Source organism: Streptomyces sp. NPDC050549, assembly GCF_040655035.1.
In the GTDB taxonomy this organism is placed as follows: domain Bacteria; phylum Actinomycetota; class Actinomycetes; order Streptomycetales; family Streptomycetaceae; genus Streptomyces.
The window spans coordinates 60,348-80,016 of the sequence record NZ_JBFAJD010000019.1; the positions used below are offsets into that span (position 1 = coordinate 60,348).

General features: G+C 71.7%; 19 protein-coding genes and 1 pseudogene. 10 read left to right on the plus strand and 10 right to left on the minus strand.

All coding sequences use genetic code 11. The annotated features are described in order from the left end of the window. Positions 1 to 256: 256 nt before the first annotated feature. Complete coding sequence (locus AB0I51_RS26395; protein ID WP_362979132.1) at positions 257 to 2,632, plus strand: SpoIIE family protein phosphatase; 2,376 nt, start codon at positions 257 to 259, stop codon at positions 2,630 to 2,632. A 4-nt stretch (positions 2,633 to 2,636) separates the two neighbouring features. Here AB0I51_RS26395 and AB0I51_RS26400 read toward each other — a convergent pair whose 3' ends face one another. Continuing rightward, a complete protein-coding gene (locus tag AB0I51_RS26400; protein ID WP_362979134.1) occupies positions 2,637 to 3,188 on the minus strand; it encodes an RNA polymerase sigma factor in 552 nt (183 codons plus the stop codon). A 46-nt stretch (positions 3,189 to 3,234) separates the two neighbouring features. On the opposite strand from AB0I51_RS26400, the gene AB0I51_RS26405 reads away from it, so the two are divergent. The 4 genes from AB0I51_RS26405 (at position 3,235) to AB0I51_RS26420 (ending at position 7,260) form a co-directional block, all read left to right on the plus strand. Next, complete coding sequence (locus AB0I51_RS26405; RefSeq protein ID WP_362979136.1) at positions 3,235 to 4,617, plus strand: serine/threonine-protein kinase; 1,383 nt, start codon at positions 3,235 to 3,237, stop codon at positions 4,615 to 4,617. 112 nt (positions 4,618 to 4,729) lie between these two features. Then, entirely contained in the window at positions 4,730 to 5,431 is a 702-nt protein-coding gene (locus AB0I51_RS26410) for a DUF4232 domain-containing protein (protein WP_362979138.1), read from the plus strand. Positions 5,432 to 5,501: 70 nt separating this feature from the next. Then, on the plus strand, positions 5,502 to 6,752 hold the full coding sequence (locus AB0I51_RS26415) for an arsenic transporter (protein WP_362979360.1): 1,251 nt from the start codon (positions 5,502 to 5,504) through the stop codon (positions 6,750 to 6,752). Positions 6,753 to 6,768: 16 nt separating this feature from the next. Continuing rightward, positions 6,769 to 7,260 carry a universal stress protein gene (locus AB0I51_RS26420; protein ID WP_362979140.1) on the plus strand — a complete coding sequence of 164 codons (492 nt, stop codon included), beginning with the start codon at positions 6,769 to 6,771 and terminating at the stop codon, positions 7,258 to 7,260. Between the two features lie 3 nt (positions 7,261 to 7,263). Here the strand turns inward: AB0I51_RS26420 and AB0I51_RS26425 are convergent, their stop codons facing one another. Next, positions 7,264 to 9,108 carry a ricin-type beta-trefoil lectin domain protein gene (locus tag AB0I51_RS26425; protein WP_362979142.1) on the minus strand — a complete coding sequence of 615 codons (1,845 nt, stop codon included), beginning with the start codon at positions 9,106 to 9,108 and terminating at the stop codon, positions 7,264 to 7,266. 538 nt (positions 9,109 to 9,646) lie between these two features. Here AB0I51_RS26425 and AB0I51_RS26430 point away from each other — a divergent pair. Next, on the plus strand, positions 9,647 to 10,426 hold the full coding sequence (locus tag AB0I51_RS26430; protein ID WP_362979144.1) for a phytanoyl-CoA dioxygenase family protein: 780 nt from the start codon (positions 9,647 to 9,649) through the stop codon (positions 10,424 to 10,426). A gap of 45 nt (positions 10,427 to 10,471) precedes the next feature. On the opposite strand, the gene AB0I51_RS26435 is transcribed toward AB0I51_RS26430, so the two are convergent. After that, positions 10,472 to 11,443, minus strand: a complete 972-nt coding sequence (locus tag AB0I51_RS26435; protein ID WP_362979146.1) for an aldo/keto reductase — start codon at positions 11,441 to 11,443, stop codon at positions 10,472 to 10,474. A 206-nt stretch (positions 11,444 to 11,649) separates the two neighbouring features. Between AB0I51_RS26435 and AB0I51_RS26440 the strand changes: the two genes are divergently transcribed. Continuing rightward, positions 11,650 to 12,504 (plus strand): hypothetical protein, encoded by an 855-nt coding sequence (locus AB0I51_RS26440; protein ID WP_362979148.1) that lies wholly within the window; start codon positions 11,650 to 11,652, stop codon positions 12,502 to 12,504. On the opposite strand, the gene AB0I51_RS26445 is transcribed toward AB0I51_RS26440, so the two are convergent. Together AB0I51_RS26445 and AB0I51_RS26450 are read right to left on the minus strand one after the other, a co-directional pair. Then, positions 12,501 to 13,025, minus strand: a complete 525-nt coding sequence (locus AB0I51_RS26445; protein WP_362979150.1) for a flavoprotein — start codon at positions 13,023 to 13,025, stop codon at positions 12,501 to 12,503. The genes AB0I51_RS26440 and AB0I51_RS26445 overlap by 4 nt on opposite strands. Before the next feature lie 15 nt (positions 13,026 to 13,040). Then, on the minus strand, positions 13,041 to 13,499 hold the full coding sequence (locus AB0I51_RS26450; protein WP_362979152.1) for a nuclear transport factor 2 family protein: 459 nt from the start codon (positions 13,497 to 13,499) through the stop codon (positions 13,041 to 13,043). Between the two features lie 99 nt (positions 13,500 to 13,598). Between AB0I51_RS26450 and AB0I51_RS26455 the strand changes: the two genes are divergently transcribed. Beyond that, positions 13,599 to 14,150 (plus strand): helix-turn-helix domain-containing protein, encoded by a 552-nt coding sequence (locus AB0I51_RS26455; protein WP_362979154.1) that lies wholly within the window; start codon positions 13,599 to 13,601, stop codon positions 14,148 to 14,150. A gap of 22 nt (positions 14,151 to 14,172) precedes the next feature. On the opposite strand, the gene AB0I51_RS26460 is transcribed toward AB0I51_RS26455, so the two are convergent. Further along, positions 14,173 to 14,814: an NAD(P)H-dependent oxidoreductase gene (locus tag AB0I51_RS26460; protein ID WP_362979156.1), complete on the minus strand. Its 642-nt coding sequence runs from the start codon at positions 14,812 to 14,814 to the stop codon at positions 14,173 to 14,175. Positions 14,815 to 14,882: 68 nt separating this feature from the next. On the opposite strand from AB0I51_RS26460, the pseudogene AB0I51_RS26465 reads away from it, so the two are divergent. After that, positions 14,883 to 15,798 (plus strand): annotated as a pseudogene (locus tag AB0I51_RS26465) (sigma factor). A gap of 23 nt (positions 15,799 to 15,821) precedes the next feature. On the opposite strand, the gene AB0I51_RS26470 reads toward AB0I51_RS26465, so the two are convergent. The 3 genes from AB0I51_RS26470 to AB0I51_RS26480 all read right to left on the minus strand — a co-directional run bounded on the left by AB0I51_RS26470 (position 15,822) and on the right by AB0I51_RS26480 (position 17,851). Beyond that, entirely contained in the window at positions 15,822 to 16,028 is a 207-nt protein-coding gene (locus AB0I51_RS26470) for a ferredoxin (RefSeq protein WP_362979158.1), read from the minus strand. Positions 16,029 to 16,041: 13 nt separating this feature from the next. Continuing rightward, positions 16,042 to 17,265: a cytochrome P450 gene (locus AB0I51_RS26475; RefSeq protein WP_362979160.1), complete on the minus strand. Its 1,224-nt coding sequence runs from the start codon at positions 17,263 to 17,265 to the stop codon at positions 16,042 to 16,044. Positions 17,266 to 17,407: 142 nt separating this feature from the next. Then, positions 17,408 to 17,851 (minus strand): nuclear transport factor 2 family protein, encoded by a 444-nt coding sequence (locus tag AB0I51_RS26480; RefSeq protein WP_362979162.1) that lies wholly within the window; start codon positions 17,849 to 17,851, stop codon positions 17,408 to 17,410. A gap of 200 nt (positions 17,852 to 18,051) precedes the next feature. On the opposite strand from AB0I51_RS26480, the gene AB0I51_RS26485 reads away from it, so the two are divergent. Next, positions 18,052 to 18,501, plus strand: a complete 450-nt coding sequence (locus AB0I51_RS26485; protein ID WP_362979164.1) for a nitroreductase family deazaflavin-dependent oxidoreductase — start codon at positions 18,052 to 18,054, stop codon at positions 18,499 to 18,501. 79 nt (positions 18,502 to 18,580) lie between these two features. Here the strand turns inward: AB0I51_RS26485 and AB0I51_RS26490 are convergent, their stop codons facing one another. Then, positions 18,581 to 19,588, minus strand: a complete 1,008-nt coding sequence (locus AB0I51_RS26490; RefSeq protein ID WP_362979166.1) for a cation diffusion facilitator family transporter — start codon at positions 19,586 to 19,588, stop codon at positions 18,581 to 18,583. Positions 19,589 to 19,669: the final 81 nt, after the last annotated feature.

A 19,669-nucleotide genomic window follows, 5' to 3' on the forward strand; every position in this document is an offset into this window, starting at 1 on the left:
GGCGGCTCTCCCTCATCAGGGCCCAGAAGTACTCACAACTGATCGTGACCGAACAGATTCTGACGGGGTGCCACGCAGGGCCGTCAAGAGTGCGGGGGCGGCCACCCGTCCAGTGCGCCACTTCGACCGGTTTTCCCCCTTGACCGCCTTGCTCCCCGGGCCCGGGGGTTCTCGTCCGCGCGGGACCGTGACGCACTAGGCTGGAACACAAGTGGCCTGGTTGTTCACTGTGAGTGCGCGCGATGGAGTGGCGACGATGAGTCCGGTCTACCCGTTCGACGATGCCGCGACGGCGCGGGTTGTCATCGACGATGCCGGAACTCTGCTGGAGTGGAACGCGGGGGCGCAGCGGCTCCTCGGCCACACCGCGGCGGAGGTCGTGGGCCGCCCGGCCGTACGGCTGCTGGCCGGTGGCACCGGGGCGCTCCCGGTTCCCACCGGTGCCCGCTGGGACGGCACGGTCACGCTGTGGCACCGGGACGGCCGTGCCGTACCGGTGTGGCTGCTGGCCCACCACCGGCGCCCCAGGGACGGCGGACCGGGCGACTGGCTCGTGGTGACACCGCTGGAGGGCGGCGGCCCGCAAGCCGCGGAGGACCCCCTCGCGACCGCCGCGCTGACCCAGTCGCCGTGCGCCATCGCGGTCTACGACGAGCACCTGCGGCTGAGCCGGGTCAACGACGCGATGGCCGAGGTGATCGGCCTGCCCGAGGAGCGGATCCAGGGCCTGCGGATCACCGAGATCGGCGGCAAGACGCAGAGCGCGGAGCTGGAGCAGTACATGCTGCGCGTGCTCACCTCCGGCACCGCCCAGGACTTCCAGATCTACATGCGCACCGGCGGCGAGGACGCCGCGCACGCCTGGCTGGCCCGGATGGCGCCGATCACCGACACCGAGGGACGGGTGCGGGGCGTGTGTCTGGCCGCGCACGACTTCACCGAGAACTACCTGGCGCGCGAGCGGCTGCAACTGGTCAACGAGGCGAGCGTCCGCATCGGCACCACCCTCGACGTCACCCGTACGGCCCAGGAGCTCGCGGATGTCTGTGTGCCGGCCCTGGCCGACTTCGTCAGCATCGACCTGCTGGACCCGCAGGAGCACGGTGGCGAGCCGCCGGCGGCGATCACCGCACCGGTGAGGCTGCGCCGGGCCGCGCACGCCTCGGTGCAGCAGGGCAGCCCCGAGGCGGTCGCCAAGCCGGGCCAGTCGGACCTGTACCCCGCCCAGTCCCCGCAGGCCGACGCGCTGGTCGCGGGCCGCACCCTGGTGGCCTCGGGCCGGGACCTCGAACTCTGGCTGGCCTGGGACAGGACCCGCTCCAGGCGCGTGCAGGAGTACGGGATCCACTCCTCGATGGCGGTGCCGATCCAGGCCCGGGGCGTCACCCTCGGCGTTGCGGTCCTGACCCGGTACCGGCGCATCGACCCGTTCACCGAGGACGACGTGCTGCTGGCCGAGGAGGTCACTGCCCGCGCCGCCGTCTGCATCGACAACGCCCGCCGCTTCTCCCGCGAACGCGAGACCGCGCTCGCGCTCCAGCGCAGCCTGCTCCCCCGCAAACTGCCGCGCACCGCCGCCCTGGAAGCCGCCTCGCGCTATCTGCCGGCGGCGCGTGCCGGGGTCGGCGGCGACTGGTTCGACGTGATCCCGCTGTCCGGGATGCGGGTCGCCATGGTCGTCGGGGACGTCGTCGGCCACGGCATCCAGGCCTCCGCCACCATGGGCCGGCTGCGCACGGCCGTCCGCACCCTCGCCGACATCGACCTGGCCCCGGACGAACTGCTGACCCACCTGGACGACCTGGTCGTACGGCTGTCCGCGGAGGCCGGCGGCGAGGGCAGCCCCGGCGAGGTCGGCGCGACCTGCCTGTACGCGGTGTACGACCCCGTGTCCCGGCGTTGCACGCTGGCCCGCGCCGGACATCCGCCGCCGATCATGATCCGGCCGGGAGGCCCGCCCGAGCACATCGACCTGCCCGCGGGGCCACCGCTCGGCCTGGGCGGACTCCCCTTCGAGTCGGCCGAGTTCGAGCTGCCCGAGGGCACCGTGCTCACGCTGTACACCGACGGGCTGACCGAGAACCGCGAGCGGGACCTCGACGACAGTCACCGGCTGCTGTTCGACGCGCTGTACGCCTCCTCCGACTCCCTGGAGGAGACCTGCGACCGCATCCTGCACGCCGTGCTCCCGCCGGGCGGCACCGCCGACGACGTGGCACTGCTGCTGGCCCGCACCCAGGGCCTGCCCGCCGAGCAGGTCGCCACCTGGGACATCCCGGCCGACCCGTCACTCGTCGCCCCGATCCGCAAACAGGTCGTGGAGCAGCTCGACACCTGGAACCTCAGCGAGGCCGGGTTCACCGCCGAACTGGTGGTGAGCGAGCTGGTCACCAACGCCATCCGCTACGGCGCGCACCCCATCCGGCTCCGGCTCATCCATGACGCGACCACGCTGATCTGCGAGGTGTCCGACACCAACCACACGGCCCCGCACCTGCGCCGCGCCAAGACCTGGGACGAGGGCGGCCGCGGACTGCTGCTGGTCGCCCAGCTCACCCAGCGCTGGGGCAGCCGGCACACGGCCGACGGCAAGACGATCTGGGCGGAGCTGTCCCTGTTCGACGAGGACTGAGGCGTCAGGAGAGGTCGGTCAACCAGGGCCTGACCTGGCGGCGGGCCTCGTGCAGCCGGGACTTCAGCGTACCGAGCGGGATGCCCAGGCGCTCGGCGATCTCGGCGTACTCCAGCTTGCAGATGTCCCGGTACACCAGCGGCTCGACCAGGTGCGGGGACTCCCGCTCAAGGCGCTCGATCGCCTCCAGGAGGTCGATCTTCGACCCGGCGATCACACTCGTGGTGCGCGGGTCGACATGCTGCATGACATCGATCACGGCCGGCTGCTCGGCGGCCCGCCGCTTCAGCTCGCGGTACTTCTGCCGGGCGCCGTTGGCGACGACCGTGTAGAGCCAGGTACTGAAGAGGCTGCGGCCCTCGAACGTGCCGATCTTCCGGGCGACTTGCAGCAGTACGTCCTGCGCGGCCTCCTCGGCGTCCTCCCGGCACGGCAGGAACCGTCCGCACCGCCGTACCACGTCGGGCTGGATCGACCTGAGCAGCGCGTCGAGAGCGGCCGCGTCACCGGCTGCCGCGCGCCTGGCCAGCTCCTCGGTCGGCGCCGTGTCCTGCACTGGATCCACTCCTCCGCCTCGATCTCCGAGCAGGCATGATAGTCCCATGCACTACGTCGAACAGATCGGCCGCTACCGCCTTGAACGCCGCCTGGGCAGCGGCGCGTTCGGCACGGTCTGGCTCGCGCACGACGACGAGCTCGAGGCCCCGGTGGCCGTGAAGGTCCTCGCCGAGAACTGGGCGCACCGCATGGACATCCGCGAGCGCTTCCTCTCCGAGGCCCGGCTGCTGCGCAGGGCCGGTTCGAACCGGGTGGTGCAGGTCTACGACATCGGTGAACTGCCCGACGGGCGGCCGTACTTCGTGATGGAGTATGCCGACGCCGGCACCTTCGCCGATCTGCTCGCCGCCGGCCCGCTGCCCGTGCCCGAGGTGCTGCGGCTGACCGCGCTGGCCGCCAGGGGCGCCGCCGCGCTGCACGAGGCGGGGATCGTGCACCGGGACATCAAGCCGACCAATGTGCTGCTGCGCACCGCCCCGGACGGCACCGCGCGGGTCCTGCTCGCCGACCTGGGCCTGGCGAAGAGCCTGGCGCATGCCTCGGGTCTCACCCTGGCCGCGGGTTCGGCGGGCTATCAGCCGCCGGAGCAGGCGCAGCCCGGCTCGGGCATCGACGAGCGGGCCGATGTGTACAGCCTGGGCGCGCTCGGCTACGAGCTGGCCACCGGCACGGTTCCGGGAGCGCCCGGTCAGGTCCTACGGCCGGACCGGCTGCGGCCCGATCTCTCCCCCGAGGTGCAGCGGGCCCTGCTGCGGGCGCTGGAGCCGGACCGCGAGCGGCGCTGGCCGACGGCACGGGCGTTCGCGGAGGAGCTGGAGCGGCTGGCCGCCCAGGCCGCCCAGGCCTCCCCGGTGCACAAGCCGCGCGGACGGCACCGGGGGGTCGCGCTGATGGCGGGGCTGTTCGTCGTCGTGGCCGCAGGGGCGGGCGCCGCGGTGCTCAACCTGCCGTTGTCGTCGGGGAGTTCGGTACTGACGGTCAAGGACAGCACCGGGCGATTGGTGGTCGAGGTACCGGCCTCCTGGGGCCGTCAGCTGCGCGACGCGGGCTGGGACCCGCACTCGATCGGGCTGACGGCCGGGCAGGAACCGGGGCTGGCCGTCGCCGACGACCTGGCGAAATGGCCGGACCTCTCGGCGGACGCGAACGGCGTGTTCGTCGGCCTGAGCGAGCAGGGCAGCGTGGCGACGAAGGTGGACGGCATCGCCCACTCCGGCTGCCACTACGACGGCAGCCGCGCCTACTCCAGCGCCACCTGGCGCGGCACGATCCGCACCTGGAGCGACTGCTCGGGCGGTACCGGCACCCTCTCGGAGACCGCGCTGCGCCTGGTCGGCGGCGCCGCGCAGCCCCAGGTGTACGTCCAGATACGGCAGCGCAGCGGTGACGCGACCTCGCGCATACTGCGCTCGCTCCGGGTCACCTGATCCACTGTCGTAAGAAAGTCGTCGATCCAGCGAACCTTTCGGTGCGTACGCGCATCGGACCCCAGTGACAGCGCGCGAGGCGCTGTGGGGTGAACCACCAGGAGTGTTGAAGATGGCGAACACGTCCCAGTCCCTGCGCCGGGCGGCCCTTCTCGTGAGCGCGGTCGCCGTCCTGGGCCTGACGACGGCCTGCGGCAACGGGAGCGGCACGGTGAGCAGCCCGCAGACCCAGTCGGGTACGGCCGCTCCCGCGGGCGGCGACGCCTCGGCCGACGGGTCCAGCACTCCGGTCACCTCGTCGGGCGGCTCCGACTCCGGGTCCGACTCCGCCTCGTCGGGTTCGGCCACCTCCTCGTCCCCCTCCACGGGTTCCAGCACCTCCGCCGCGAGCAGCAGCCGGTGCCACACCTCCGAGCTGAAGGCCACGGTGGGCGGCAACGACCCGGGCGCCGGGCAGGAGAACTTCCCGATCGTGCTCACCAACTTCTCCGGCCGTACCTGCACGGTGCGCGGCTATCCCGGCGCCGCGTTCGTGAACGCGTCCGGCACGCAGCTGGGCCCGGACCCCGTGCGCGAGACGGGCAGCGCCGTCACCACGGTCACGCTGAAGCCGGGGCAGAGCGCCTGGGCGGGGCTGACCTTCTCCAATCCGGAGATCAGCGGCGCGAAGACGGCGACCCCCACCACGCTGGTGGTGACCCCGCCCGACGAGAAGGACCCGCTGAAGGTGACGTGGACGAACGGCGCGGTGCCCGTGTCGGGCAACTCGTCCTCGGTGCGGCTGACGGTGTTCAGCGCGGGAACGGGCGCCTGAGCGCGGGCTTTCCGACGCGGCCTGGTTACATGGGGCGGGCACCACTGCCCGCGTCCCGGAGGACCGACCCCTGAACACCCCGCTCGCCGAAGCACTGTCCGTCGTCCTGCTCGTCGCCGTCCTCGTGTGGGCCGTCGTCCGTCCCTTCGGATGGCCGGAGGCGGTGATGGCCGTCCCGGCCGCCGGGATCGCCGTGGCGACCGGGGCGATCTCGCTCGACCACGCGCGGGCGGAGGCCGAGCAGCTGGGGCCGGTGGTCGGGTTCCTCGCCGCGGTGCTGGTGCTCGCCCACTTCTGCGATGTGGAGGGCCTGTTCCGGGCCTGCGGGGCGTGGATGGCCGAGTGGGCGAAGGGCAGCCCGGGCCGGCTGCTGACGGCGGTGTTCGCGCTGGCCTCCGCGATCACCGCCGTACTGAGTCTGGACGCCACCATCGTGCTGCTGACGCCGGTCGTGTTCGCGACGGCGTCCCGGATGGGTGTGCGTCCCAAGCCGCACGTCTACGCGTGCACGCACCTGTCGAACACGGCCTCCCTGCTCCTGCCGGTCTCCAACCTCACGAACCTTCTCGCGTTCGCGGCGAGCGGCCTGAGCTTCACCCGGTTCGCCGGGCTGATGGCGCTGCCCTGGCTGGTCGCGATCGGCGCCGAGTACCTGGTGTTCCGGAAGTTCTTCGCCCGCGACCTCGCGGCGGCCGCGCCGTCGCCGGCCTCCGGCGACACGCCCGAGCTGCCGGTGTTCGCGCTGGCGACCGTCGCCTGCACGCTCGCCGGGTTCGTGCTGACCTCGGCGATCGGTATCGATCCTGCGTGGGCCGCGTTCGCGGGGGCGCTCGTCATGGCCGGCCGGGGGCTGCTGCGGCGGCAGGCGACCCCGCTGACGGTCGTACGGGCCGCCGCCCCGTCCTTCCTTGCGTTCGTGCTGGCGCTCGGAATCGTGGTGCGGGCGGTGGTGGACAACGGGCTCTCCGACGCGCTCGGGCATGTCCTGCCCGGTGGGACCGGGATCGCGGCCCTGCTCGGGATCGCCGCGCTGGCCGCCGTACTGGCGAATCTCATCAACAATCTGCCGGCCGTGCTGGTTCTGCTGCCGTTGACCGCGCAGTCCGGGCCGGGGGCCGTGCTCGCCGTGCTGCTCGGGGTGAACATCGGGCCGAACCTGACGTACGCCGGGTCGCTCGCGACGCTGCTGTGGCGGCGGATCGTGCATCAGCACGAACACGGCGTGGATCTCAAGGAGTTCACGAAGCTGGGGCTGCTCGCCGTGCCGTCGGCGCTCGTCCCCGCGACGGTGGCACTGTGGGTGTCGCTCCAGGTTCTCTGACACCGAGGGAGGCCGAATGCGTGTGATCGCCTGGCTGGTCGAGGGCACCTGGCCCGCCTGCGTGGACGCCGTACGGACGCATGCGCCGGAGGATTCCGACGTGGTGCTGCTGCATGTCAGCGGGCCGGACGTGCCCGGTGTTGCGCACGGTGCGTTCGCCGGGCTGCTCGGACGGGGCGGTCCGGGGCGTGATCCCGGGACCCGGCTGGAGAATCTGGGCAGCACGTCTGCGGCTGAACTGCTGGACGCGGCGGCCGAGCGGCTGGGGCGGCCGTGCGAACGGATGGAGCGGGCCGGGCGGGTCGAGCGGGAGGTGGTGGCCGCCGCAGGGGACGCCGATCTGCTGGTGCTGGCCCGCGACGGCGACCGGGCCCGGCTGGGCCCGCACAGTCTGGGGCCCGCCGTCCGGTTCGCCGTCGATCACGCGCCCTGTCCGGTGCTGCTGGTCTGGCCGGAGGCGGCGCCTGGTATCTCGACCCTGCCGCCTCCGCCACCGCCGCACCACTGAGGTTCAGTGGCCGCCGCCGTACCCGCCGCCATACCCGCCGCCGTACCCACCGCCGTATCCGCCGCCTCCGCCCCAGCCGCCGCCCGAGCAGTAGGTCGGGTAGGCGTCGCAGTAGTCGGTCGGGGACGACGTCGTCGGCGTGGACTGCGGGGTCGACGCGCTCGGCGTCGGAGTGGGTGTCGCCGACGGGGTGGGCGTGGCCGTCGGGGCGGCCTTCTTGCTGGTGGGGGTCGGCGCGTCGCTGCTGTCGGTGTCCCAGTTGACGACCTGCATCTGCGGGTCGGCCTTCGACGTGTCGAAGACCCAGCGCTGCGCCGTGCCGTCCGCGCGGGTCTTCAGGACGAGCGCGCCGCCGCCGTCGGTGGAGGCGGGGGTCAGCGCCTGGTCCTGGTTCCAGCGCGGTACGAGGATGCCCTGGAGGGTGAAGTCGTAGCGGATGTTCTTCGCGGTCGCCGAGGACGCGCTCGTGCAGGGGGCGAGCTGTACCTCGTAGGCGAGGTGCGAGTCGAGGCACAGGCCGGGGTCGGCGGTGCTGCGCAGCTGTCCGTCGGTCTCGTACGACCACTGCTGGCCGGCCGCCGACGAGCAGGTCTGCAGTTCGGCCTCGGCACCCTTGAGGGGCTTGTTGCCCACGACGCCGATGCACAGGCCGGAGTCCACGTTGTGCAGCCGGCCGCTGAGCGTGCCCTGCGTCGTGTCGTTGGCGCCGACCCAGGAGGGGTTGGCGGACTCCTTGCCGGTGCCGGAGGCGCCGGTGGCCTGCTTCTCGGTCGTGCTCTTGGCGCCGCCGGAGCCGCCTGCGGACCACAGGACGAGCGGGAGGACGACCAGTCCGCTCACGGTGAGCACGGCCGCGGTGAGGTTGCGGCGGCGGACGCGGCGGGCCGCCTTGTGGGCCGATCTGAGTTCGCCGCGGCGCGGGCCGGAGCGCAGGGCGAGTTCGGTCGAGGCGGACGACATCTGCGCGGGCAGGTTGCGGCTGCCGGCCCTGACCTCCAGGTAGGCGCGTGCGCCCCAGCCGAGCACCGCCTCGGCGAGCGCCACGCCCAGTCCGGCGTTGAACTGGTTCAGCTGGTCGGCGGTGTGCCGGCAGTGCTTGCAGACCGTGAGGTGCATACCGAGGTCCGGGTCGACCTCCGCGCCGCCGCGCCGGAAGGTGACGTCCAGCAGCCGGATGTAGAGCTGGCACTCGTCGTCGTGGGCGAGTTCGCGGTGGACCAGGAGGCATTCCTCGCGCAACCGGACGACGGCGCGGCCGAGTTCGATGCGGGCGCCCTCCTCGTCGAGGCCGACGAGTCCGGCGGCTATCGCGGTCGGCTCGTTCTCGACCTCAAGGTGCCACAGCAGGGTGCGCGCAGTCTGGGGCAGCCGCTGGAACGCCCGGGAGAGCAGGCGCCGTTCGGGCACCGGGAGCAGCCGGGCGGCGACGCGGTCGCCGTCGCCGGCAGCCGAGCGCAGGTTCGGGTGGAGCATTTCCTGCCGGCGGTCGGTGTCCCATTCCCCGGCGATACGGCGGACGGTGACCAGCACCTGAGGTCGCCAGGCCGCGCTCGGTCCGGACTGCCGAAGGGATTCTCCGAAGAGCCGGGTGAAAGCGGCCGTGGTGAGCATTCCGGCGTGGTGCGGCCCGTCGGTGCACAGCCCCGCATAGGCGAAGGCTGCTTCCCAGTGCCGGTCCAGCAGTTCGCCGACCGGTTGCAGCGCTGGCGTCGTCCCCGTCCACTTCTTCAGCTCGGCGCTGAGCTGCTCGTCGGTCACTTCGAAGTGGTGAGCGGAAGTCGGGGAATTCGAGGGACCTGGGTCCGTCACGGCTGCATTCCTCCAGGTGAAACGCGGAATATAGTCCATACCGGCGGGTATGCGACTGCGCCGACGAGCCGACAGGGTCCGCCCGTCCGATTGACGGCAACTCCAACATCCGCCTGGGGCAGCTCTTTTGAAGCAAGGGGAGTGGCGTACGGGAGCGGCCTCGTGCGCGCAGAGGGGAATCATCTAATGTCCGCACGCCGACAGGCACACCTTTGCACAGGTCAGCGAGACGGAACAAGGTCTTCCGCGGTTTTGTGCATTGCGTTCCGGCACCACTCATTTGACGATTCGTCAATGGGGTCCGTCATGGGATTGCCACCGTATCCGCACGGGAAATCCCAAAACCATTGACCGGGTGCAGCCGAGTGCGTCCGGCACACCGGTCGGGCACACCGCCGCTCCTCCCGTCTTCCCAGGTCATGTTCGAGCCGCCGGGCCCATCGCCCGACCGGACGGTGTCGCCACAGGAGTTGACACCTGCCACCCCCGCACCGATGAGAGCGTTCACGACCAACCAATAGGCGGGCGCCCGGCCTCCTGACACTGTGGGAGTGACACCACACCGAGGAGGTCCCGCATGACAGCCACGGACATCGGCGCGTTCGAGGAGGACGGGTTCACGGTCGCGCGCGGATTGTTCAGCCACGACGAGATCGACCGGCTCCGCGACCGGTTCACGGCACTGCACGCGGCGGGCCCGGTGCCCGGCCACTTCGCGCCGCGCGCCTCCGACGATCCGCTGCTGGCATATCCGAGGGTGATGCACCCGCACGAGATCGACGACCTCGCCCTGCGCTTCCTGCTGGACCCGCGGTTGCGGGACGTCCTGGAAACCCTGTTCGGCGAAGAGGTGCTGGCCGCGCAGAGCATGTTCTACTTCAAGCCGCCCGGAGCCCGGGGCCAGGCGCTGCACCAGGACAACTTCTATCTGCGGGCCGAGCCCGGCACCTGTGTGGCCGCGTGGATCGCCTGCGACGAGATCGACCGGGACAACGGCGGCCTGGAGGTCGTGCCCGGCACCCATCGCATGGACGTGTTCTGCCCGGAGGAGGCGGATCCCGGGGTGTCCTTCGCCCGCGAGTACGTTCCCCCGCCGCCCGGGCTCTCTGCCGTCCCGGTCGACATGGCGCCCGGGGACGTCCTGTTCTTCAACGGCAGCCTGGTGCACGGCTCGCAGCCCAATCGCAGCGCGGACCGCTTCCGCCGTTCGTTCATCGGGCACTACGTGGGCCGCTCGGCCGACCGGATCGGGAGTTTCTACCGCACGATCACGATGAGCGGCGAGCGGGTGCCGCTCACGGAGAGCGCCGGAGCGGGTCCGTGCGGCTCGGAGTTCGCACCGCACGGACCGCACTGACTCTTCGCATCGACTCAGCCTGAAAACAAGCCTGTTGACGAAGTGTCAGGAGTGGCCGCTGATCGCGTGCGGAAGGTAGGGCCGCTCCAGTTCCTCGATCTCCTTGTCGCTCAGCTCCAGTTCGACGGCGGCGACGGCGTCCTCGATGTGCTGCGGCTTGGCCGCGCCGATGATCGGTGCGGCCACCGTGCCCTGGTGCAGCAGCCAGGCAAGGGCGACCTGGGCGCGCGGGACACCCCGGTCGCCGGCGATCCGGGTGACCGCCTCGACGATCGTCCGGTCGCCGTCCTGGTAGAGACGGTTGCCGAAGTTGTCGGTGCTACTGCGCTCGGTGGTGGTCCCCCAGTCCCGGGTGAGGCGGCCCCGCGCCAGCGGGCTCCACGGCAGCACACCGACGCCCTGATCCGCGCAGAGCGGCAGCATCTCGCGCTCCTCTTCACGGTAGAGGAGGTTGTAGTGGTTCTGCATGGACACGAACTTGGTCCAGCCGTGCCGCTCGGCGACGTGCTGGTGCTTGGCGAACTGCCACGCGTACATCGAACTCGCCCCGATGTAGCGGACCTTGCCCGCCTTCACCAGGTCGTGCAGCGCCTCCATTGTCTCCTCGACGGGGGTGTGCGGGTCGGCGCGGTGGATCTGGTAGAGGTCGACGTAGTCGGTGCCGAGGCGTTCGAGGCTGTGGTCGATCTCCGCCATGATTGCCTTGCGGGACAGTCCGGCGCCGTTGGGTCCCGAGTGCGTGCGTCCGTGCACCTTGGTGGCGAGCACGACCTCGTCGCGGCGGGCGAAGTCGCGCAGTGCCCGGCCGGTGATCTCCTCGCTGGTGCCGTCGGAGTAGACGTTCGCGGTGTCGAGGAAGTTGATCCCGGCCTCCAGCGCCTGCCGGATCAGCGGGCGCGACGCCTCCTCGTCGAGGGTCCACTCGTGGGTGCCGCGGTCCGGAAGTCCGTAGGTCATGCAGCCCAGAGAGATCCGCGAGACGTCCAGGCCGGTCGAACCGAGCTTCACGTACTGCATTGTTGCTGCTCCTGCCTTCGAGTTCGGTACCGCTTTGGAGCGTACGACTTCGTGAGTGCTCGAAGTCGGGCACCGACCGGCGTCCGGCGTTGGTGTGACCGCCCCCGGCCGCGCGGCGTGGGAGCGGCCGGGCGGCCCGCGGGGGCACGCATCCTCGGTGCGGACGACCGGCGCCCGGCCGGTCGCGGCCGTACGGGAGGATCGCGGTGCCGAGACGTTGGACCAGACTGAGGACCCTGCTGGGGGCGGCCGTGCTGCCGCTGGCCCTGGTGTCGCCCGCGTGGGGCGACACGGACCCGGCGCCGCCCGCGCCCGAGCCGCCGTCGACGCTGTGCGCACCGGCGGGCACCCTGCACGGCGCGCGCGGAGCGCATGCCATGGTCAGCCTCTGCGCGGGCAGCGGCACCCCGACCATGGCGGTCTCGGCGCCCGCGACCTGCCGGCAGCTCCGGGCGACCGTCCACTACGCGTGCCGCACCTCGGGCACCTGGACCGCGCGGCGCGCCGGCGAGACGGTCGCGTCCGGCACGCTGCCCGGGTCGGGGCAGTATCCGGGGCCGGGGACGTACGACTTCACGGCCACCGTGCGCGTCCGCTCGATCCCCGAGGGGGTGGATGTGGAGGGCACTGTCCGCGCGACTCTCACGCTGACCGCGCCCAGGCCGAAGGCGACGCACGGCATCGAGGTCGACCGGAGCACACTGCGGCCGGACTCCGTGACGACGCTGACGTACACGGTCAGGCGGGAGAGTGACGAGGGCGACGGCAGCGCGCGGTTCGGGCTCATCGCGGAGGAGGGCACGGGGGCGGAACTGACCACGACCGACACCCGTTGCGTCAATCCGCTGATCGGCCGCCACCCCGCGCAGGACCGGCTCCCGCACGCCCTGGACTGCGCACTCACCGATCTCCAGCCGGGGCACCCGGACACCGTGGTGGTCCGGGTCACCCTCAAGTCCCGCTGTTCCACGGTGGTTTCGAAGCTGGGCTACTGGATGCCCCAGGGCCAGACGCTCTACACCGGGGGCATGCTGGCCGGGCCCACGGTGACCTGTTCCTAGAGCAGGTCCAGCGCCCGCGCCCAGCCGAACTCCGGCCGCCCGCCGTCCTGTTGGGCCTCGCCGGAGTACGGCTCCCCGAAGCGGACGCCCATCTCGCGCAGGCGTGCCAGGCTCGCCCGGTAGGCGGGGTGGGCGGCCAACGCGTCGCCCACACAGGGGAGTACGACGGTCGGCACACCGAGGCCGTACGCCTCGCAGAGGGTGCCGAGAGCGAGGGTGTCCGCCGTGCCGGACGCCCACTTGTTGATCGTGTTGAAGGTGGCGGGCGCGACGATCACGGCGTCCGGGGGCGGAAAGGGGCGCGGATCTCCGGGAGTTCGCCACGCCGAACGGATCGGGCGGCCGGTCTGTGCCTCGACGGCGGCCGTGTCGAAGAAGCCGCCCATCGCGACCGGGGTCGCCATGACCCCGACCTCCCAGTCCCGCTCCTGCGCGGCGGCGATCAGCCTGCCGACGTCCACGGCTATGCCGGCGGCGCAGACGACGACGTAGAGGAAGGGTTTCGAGTCCTGTTCGGTCACCCGGGGAGCCTAGGGCTACTGGAGCGGGAACGTACTCCCCCGCTCGGCCTCGGGCCGTGTCCCGAAGACGCGGCGTTCCTTCTCGTCGATGGCCAGGTCGTTGATGCTCGCCTCGCGCCGGGTCATCAGCCCGTGCTCGTCGAACTCCCACAGCTCGTTGCCGTACGACCGCCACCACTGCCCGTCGGCGTCCCGGCACTCGTACTGGAAGCGGACCGCGATGCGGTTGCCGTCGTAGGCCCAGAGGTCCTTGCGCAGGGCGTACTCGTGCTCGCGCTCCCACTTGGCGGTGAGGAACTCGACGATCTCGGCGCGGCCGGTGACGAAGGTGTCGCGGTTGCGCCAGACGGAGTCCTCCGAGTAGGCGAGCGCGACTCGCCGCGGGTCCCGGGTGTTCCAGGCGTCCTCTGCGGCCTGCACCTTCTGGGCAGCGGTCTCACGGGTGAAGGGCGGGAGGGGCGGACGGTCGGCCATGGTCGTCTCCAGAGCGGGGAACAAGGGCGAGAACGAGCGTTCTCCGGACGACTGCTAACGTAGAGAACGTTCGTTCTCGCGTCAAGGAGGGGTCGTTTCATGGACAGCGAAGTCGCCCGGGAGCAGGCGCTGGACGCCGCCGAGAAGCTGTTCTACGGCCGGGGCGTCCAGGCCGTCGGCATGGACGCCGTCCGCACCGCCTCCGGGCTCTCCCTCAAGCGGCTCTACCAGCTCTTCCCGGCGAAGGACCAGTTGGTGGAGGCGTATCTCGAACGGCGTGACCTGCGCTGGCGCGGACGCCTCGCCGAGCACGTCGAGCGGCACGATGATCCACGGGAGCGGATTCCGGCCGTCTTCGACTGGCTGGAGGAGTGGTTCGGCGAGGCCGACTTCCGGGGCTGCGCATGGATCAACTCCTACGGCGAGCTGGGCGCGACCTCGGAGCGGGTGGTGGCCCAGGTCCGGGCGCACAAGCGGGCGTTCCGCGACTATCTGGCCGCCCTCGTGGCGGACGCCGGGCTGCCCGCCGCACTGGCCGGGCAGGTGTTCCTGCTGGCCGAGGGGGCCATGGTCACAGCGGGCATCACCGGGAGCGCGGAGCCGGCGGCGGAGGCGCGCGAGGCGGTCCGCTCGCTGCTGCGGGCCCGCTGAGGTCAGACGGCTGCGAGTGCCGTCAGCGTGGCGCGGGCCCGGCGAGGGAGGCCGCCGCCCGGTCCTCCAGACCGGCCAGGTGAGGCAGGACGTCGACCCGGGTCAGCTCGGCGGCGACGAGGTGGAGGTGCTCCGGCGGTACGCCCAGGTTGCCGAAGTAGGCCCGCAGACAAGGCGCTTGGAAGTCGAAGTGCTCGCGCGGGGTGCCGGGGCCGTAACCGCCGCCGCGGGCCATGACCACGACCACGCGGGTGTCGCGCGGCAGGCTCTCGCCCGTGTCCGGATCGGTGAGCGCACCGGGAAAGGTGACCCGGTCGATCCACGCCTTCAGGCTCGCGGGCACGGAGAAGTTGTACATCGGGACATCGAGCAACAGGGTCTCGGCGGCGAGGAGTTCGGTGACAAGCGGCAGGGTCGGGTCCCACTCGCGCCGCTCGGCGGCGCTCTCGATCAGCGCGGGCACCTTGGCCGGCGGGACGAAGCCCTCGCGTTCCACGCGGCGGCCGAGGGTGGTGTAGGCGGGGGTGATCGGCGGCACCGGCTCGGCGGACAGGTCGCGGTGACGGTGGTCCGCCGTGCCGTGTGTCCGGGCGAAGGTCCCGGTGAGTTGCCTGGTCACGGAGTCGGTGGTGGTGTCGGCGCTGGAGTCGATGTGCAGCAGCACGATGCGGTCACCTCGGTCGGTTCGGGTGCGTCGGAGAGGTGACGGAGCACGACGAGGAAAGGTGACCCATGCACGGGCACGACGAACTGGCGCGGCGGTTCGAGGCGGAGCGCGGGCGGCTGCGGGCCGTCGCCCACCGCATGCTGGGCTCGTCCGGCGAGGCGGAAGACGCGGTCCAGGACGCCCGGCTGCGGCTGAGCCGCGCGGGCGGCGACGACATCGACAACCTCGCCGCCCGGCTGACGGCGGTCGTCTCCCGTATCTGCCTCGGCATGCTGCGCACCCGCGCGTCACGGCGTGAGGACCCCTACGGCGACGGGCTGCCCGAGCCGAGCGCCGCCGACCTGCCCGAGGACGAGGCCGTACTCGCCGACTCGGTGGGGGTCGCGCTGCTGGTGGTGCTGGACACTCCCCCAGCTCTCGGCTTCGCTCGACCCGGGGGACCCCCAGGGCCGGCCGAGCGGGTCGCGTTCGTGCTGCACGATCTGTTCGCGGTGCCGTTCGACCAAATAGCGGCGGTGCTGGACCGTTCGCCGCCCGCCGCGAAGAAGCTCGCCAGCCGGGCCCGGCACAAGGTGCGGGGCACGCCGGCGGTGCCGGGGCGCGGAACCGGACCGGCACCGGAAGGTCGTCGAGGCCTTCCTCGCCGTGGCGCGGGGCGGTGACCTCGGCGCACTGCTCGACGTACTGGCCCCGGACGTCGTCCGGCACGCCGAACCCGCCGCGCCGCCGCCCGGCGTTCCGACCGAGCTGCGCGGGGCCCGGGCGGTCGCCGAGGGGACGGTACTGCTGCGCGACCGTGCCCGGTTCGCCGCGCTCGCCCTCGTCGACAGCGACGTGGGCATCGTGGTCGCTCCGGGCGGACGGCTGCTGATCCCTCTCCGGGTGACCGTCGGGGGCGGGCGGGTCGCGGCGTACGAGGTGGTCGCGGATCGGGGGCGGCTGCGGGGTGTCGAGGTGGCCGTACTGGGGATGGCGGGCTGACCGACTCCTACGACGGCTCCCGCTCAGCCCGTCGGTTCGGTCACCGTGATGGCGGTGACCGGGCAGGCGCGGGCCGCCTCTCGGAGCATCGGGTCGCCGGCGCCGTCCTCCTTGCCGGGCAGCACGGTGCTGTAGCCGTCGTCGTCCTGGGTGAAGACGCCCGGGGCCGCCAGGGCGCACTGGCCCGCCCCGATGCAGAGGTCCTTGTCGATGTGGATTTCGGTGTGCATGGAACGCAGCCTCTTACCAGGTCACGGGGAGTTCCAGCATCCCCTGGATCGTGTCGCCCGGTTTGAAGGGGATCTCCTCCGCGGGTGCGGCCAGGCGCAGCGTGGGCAGCCGGTCGAAGAGGCTGCGCAGGGCGATCTCCAGTTCGGCGCGGGCCAGGTTCTGGCCGAGGCACTGGTGGATGCCGAAGCCGAACGAGATGTGGTGGCGGGCGGGCCGGTGCCAGTCCAGGGCGTCCGGGGCGGTGTAGACGTCCTCGTCGCGGTTGACGACCGAGGTCGAGAAGAGCACTCCCTCGCCGGCCCGGATCGTCACGCCGTCCACCTCGATGTCCTCGACGGCCAGCCGCATCAGCCCGTCCACGATCGACAGCGACCGCATCAGCTCCTCGACCACGTCCGGCAACAGCCGTGGATCGGCCCGCAGTTCGGCCAGCCGCTCGGGATGGCGCAGCAGTGTGAACGTACCGAGGGAGATCATGTTGGCGGTCGTCTCGTGCCCCGCGACCAGGAGAATGAGGCCGAGAGAGGCCAACTCGGCCCGGTCCAGGGCCCCTTCGTTCAGTTGCTCCCGGACGAGGTCGTCCAGCAGTCCCTCACCCGGTTCCCGCTGCTTGCGGTCGATCAACTCGCCCAGATACTGGTCGAGTTGGGCGCGTGCGTCCCGGCTGTCCTCGGGCCCGGGACCGCGCAGCAGCCGCCGGGACTGCGCCTCGAAGAACTCGTGGTCGGCGTACGGGACGCCGAGCAGTGCGCAGATCACCATCGAGGGCACGGGCAGCGCGAACGCGGGCACCAGGTCGGCGGGGCCGCCCCGGGCGATCATCGCGTCGAGCCGTCCGTCGACTATCCGCTGGATGTCGGGCCGCATCGCCGTGGCGCGTTTGACGGTGAAGCCGGGGATCATCATGCGGCGCTGGGTGCGGTGCTTGGGGTCGTCGACGCCGACCAGTGCGGCCGTACGGTCCCGGAACGCCGCGAAGCGTGGGCTGGTGGCCGGGAAGCCGGGGCGGGTGCGGTCGGAGGACAGGCGCTGGTCGGCGAGCAGGGCGCGGGCGGCGGCGTGTCCGGTGACCAGCCACGCCGGGCTGCCGTCGTAGAGGCTGACCCGGCTCAGCGGACGGTCGGCGCGCAGGGTGTCGTAGCCGGTGGGCGGGTGGTAGGGGCAGGAGCGGCTCTGGGGGAAGGCGACAGGTTCGGTCAGGTCGGTCGGAGCTGTCAGATCCGTCAGATCCGTCATGGAAGACCTCGCAGACGAAGAGTGCGTCGTGCCGATCTTCATTAGATGCCCGAGGCACCTATGGAGCCACCTGAAGTTCGGCCAGATCGGTGGTCCCTACAATCTGGCCGAACCTGGCGGTCCGCTTCGCGTGGTCCCACGGTCACCGCGCATCTGATCCGCCGCTGAAGGCACGGGCCACGGCGAGGCTGTCCTCGTACACGTGGTGACGGACGATCAGCCCGTCCCGGACGGTAAGATGCAGGGCGAACCTGGCGCGATACGGCCGTCCGGTGGACCTCACGGTCAGCCGGATCTCGCCGAACACGACCGCGTCCGCGCCGTCGACAAGGACGTGCTCGATCTCCGTGGCCGCCTGTTCCGGCACATGGTGCGCGGCGATGTCCCGGAAATGGTCGGCGGCGCCGGCGCGGCCGGTCCGGTGCCGGATCCACGGCGTGGCGGCCCGGCCGTGCTCGTCCTGGGGCCGGTTCAGCTTCCAGTCGGCGTGCTCGGCGCAGAGCTCCGCGATGTGCTCGGGCTCGGCGTTGCCGATCCGGTGCAGCAGGTCCTCGACGACGGTGCGTGCGGTCGGGGTCGCGGACATGCGGGTGCCCTTTTCTCGTCCGGTGATCGTGCAGGGTGTCGCACTGTGTCCGAGGAGCCGGGCCGGCGCGATTGCCTCCGACGTCGTCACCCGGCCGAGGGGGCATGGCCGAAGAGAATCGCGGTGTGGATGAATCGCGCGTCGGCTGGTGTTGAATCTTGGTGCCAGACAGCCGTAGAACGCGAGATGGGACGGATGCCATGCCTCTTGAGGGCGAGTACGAACCCAGCCCGACGCAGTGGGTGCGCGACCAGGTGGAGTTGTACGAGAGCTCCGGTGGCACCAAGGGGACGACGTTGCTGGACACGGGTCTGCCCGTCATCCTGCTGACGACCGTGGGCGCCAAGAGCGGGAAGATCCGGAAGACCCCGCTGATGCGGGTCGAGCACGACGGGCGGTATGCCGTGGTCGCCTCGCAGGGTGGCGCGCCCAAGCACCCGGTCTGGTACTTCAACATCCAGGCCGACCCCCGGGTGGAGCTTCAGGACGGCCCGCAGAAGTGGGACCTGACGGCCCGCGAGGTCACCGGCGAGGAGAAGGCCGAGTGGTGGGAGCGGGCGGTCGCCGCGTACCCCCCGTACGCCGAGTACCAGACGAAGACGGACCGGCAGATCCCCGTGTTCGTCCTCGAACCGGCCGACGGAAGCTGACGCCGGGAGCCGTTCCGCGTCCGCCGGGAAATTCCTTGTTCCAAGACGCATGAACCGGTGGCCGCCGGGCATCCGCCCTTCAGGCCCCGCCGCGCTCCCCCGTCGCGGCGGGGCTTTCCGCTGCCTCCCGCGCGGGCCGGTCGGTGATGTCGAGGAAGATCTCGCCGGTCTCGGACACGGCCCGGCCGAGCGATCGCTTGATGCGCATGGACACCTCCTCGACCCGTTCGCTGTCCATGCCGGGCACCAGGTCGATCCGGGCGGCGACCATCGTCGAGTCGAGCCCCATCCGCATCGTGAACAGCGCTTCCACGCTGTCGATCTCGGGCTCCGCCGCCAGCAGCGAGCGGATCCTGTCGCTCAGCTCCGGGTCGACCGCCTCGCCGATGAGCTGGTCGCGGGCGTCACGGCCGAGGCGGTAGGCGACGTAGCCGAGCAGTACGCCGATGGCGAGCGAGGCGGACGCCTCCCACACCACCTGGCCGGTGATCATGTGCAGCGCCATGCCGAAGATCGCGAGGGTCACACCGAGTACCGCCGTGCCGTCCTCGGCGACGACGGTCCGCAGCGCGGGGTCGCGCAGGGCGTCCATGCCGCCGCCCTGGGCGCGCACCTGGTGCAGGGCCCGCAGTAGGGAGACGCCCTCCACGACGAGGGACACGGCGAGCACGACCAGGCCCACCACATAGCCGGTGGACGTCTCCTCCGCGCCGTTGCGCAGGGCCTCCATGCCCTGGAACACGGAGAAGCAGGCGCCCATGACGAAGATCCCGACGGCGGCGAGCAGCGACCAGAAGAACCGCTCCTTGCCGTAGCCGAAGGGATGCCGCTGGTCGGCGGGGCGACGACTGCGGCGCAGGGCGGCGAGGAGGAAGACCTCGTTGAGACTGTCGGCCACCGAGTGCGCGGCCTCCGAGAGCAGCGCGGGCGATCCCGCGACCAGACCACCGACGGCCTTGGCGGCCGCGATCACCAGGTTGGCGGCGAGGGCGACGAGGACGGTGACCCGGGTCCTCCGGTCCGTGGCACCGTCGGATTCCTGTTCCGTCGTACGGTCGGATCCATGGTCGGTCACTGTGTCGCTCATCTACGCCGACTGCCCCTGAGGGCGGTACTCACACCCTCTACCGAAGCCCCGGTTTCAATGGCACCGTCGGGGTGCCGACCG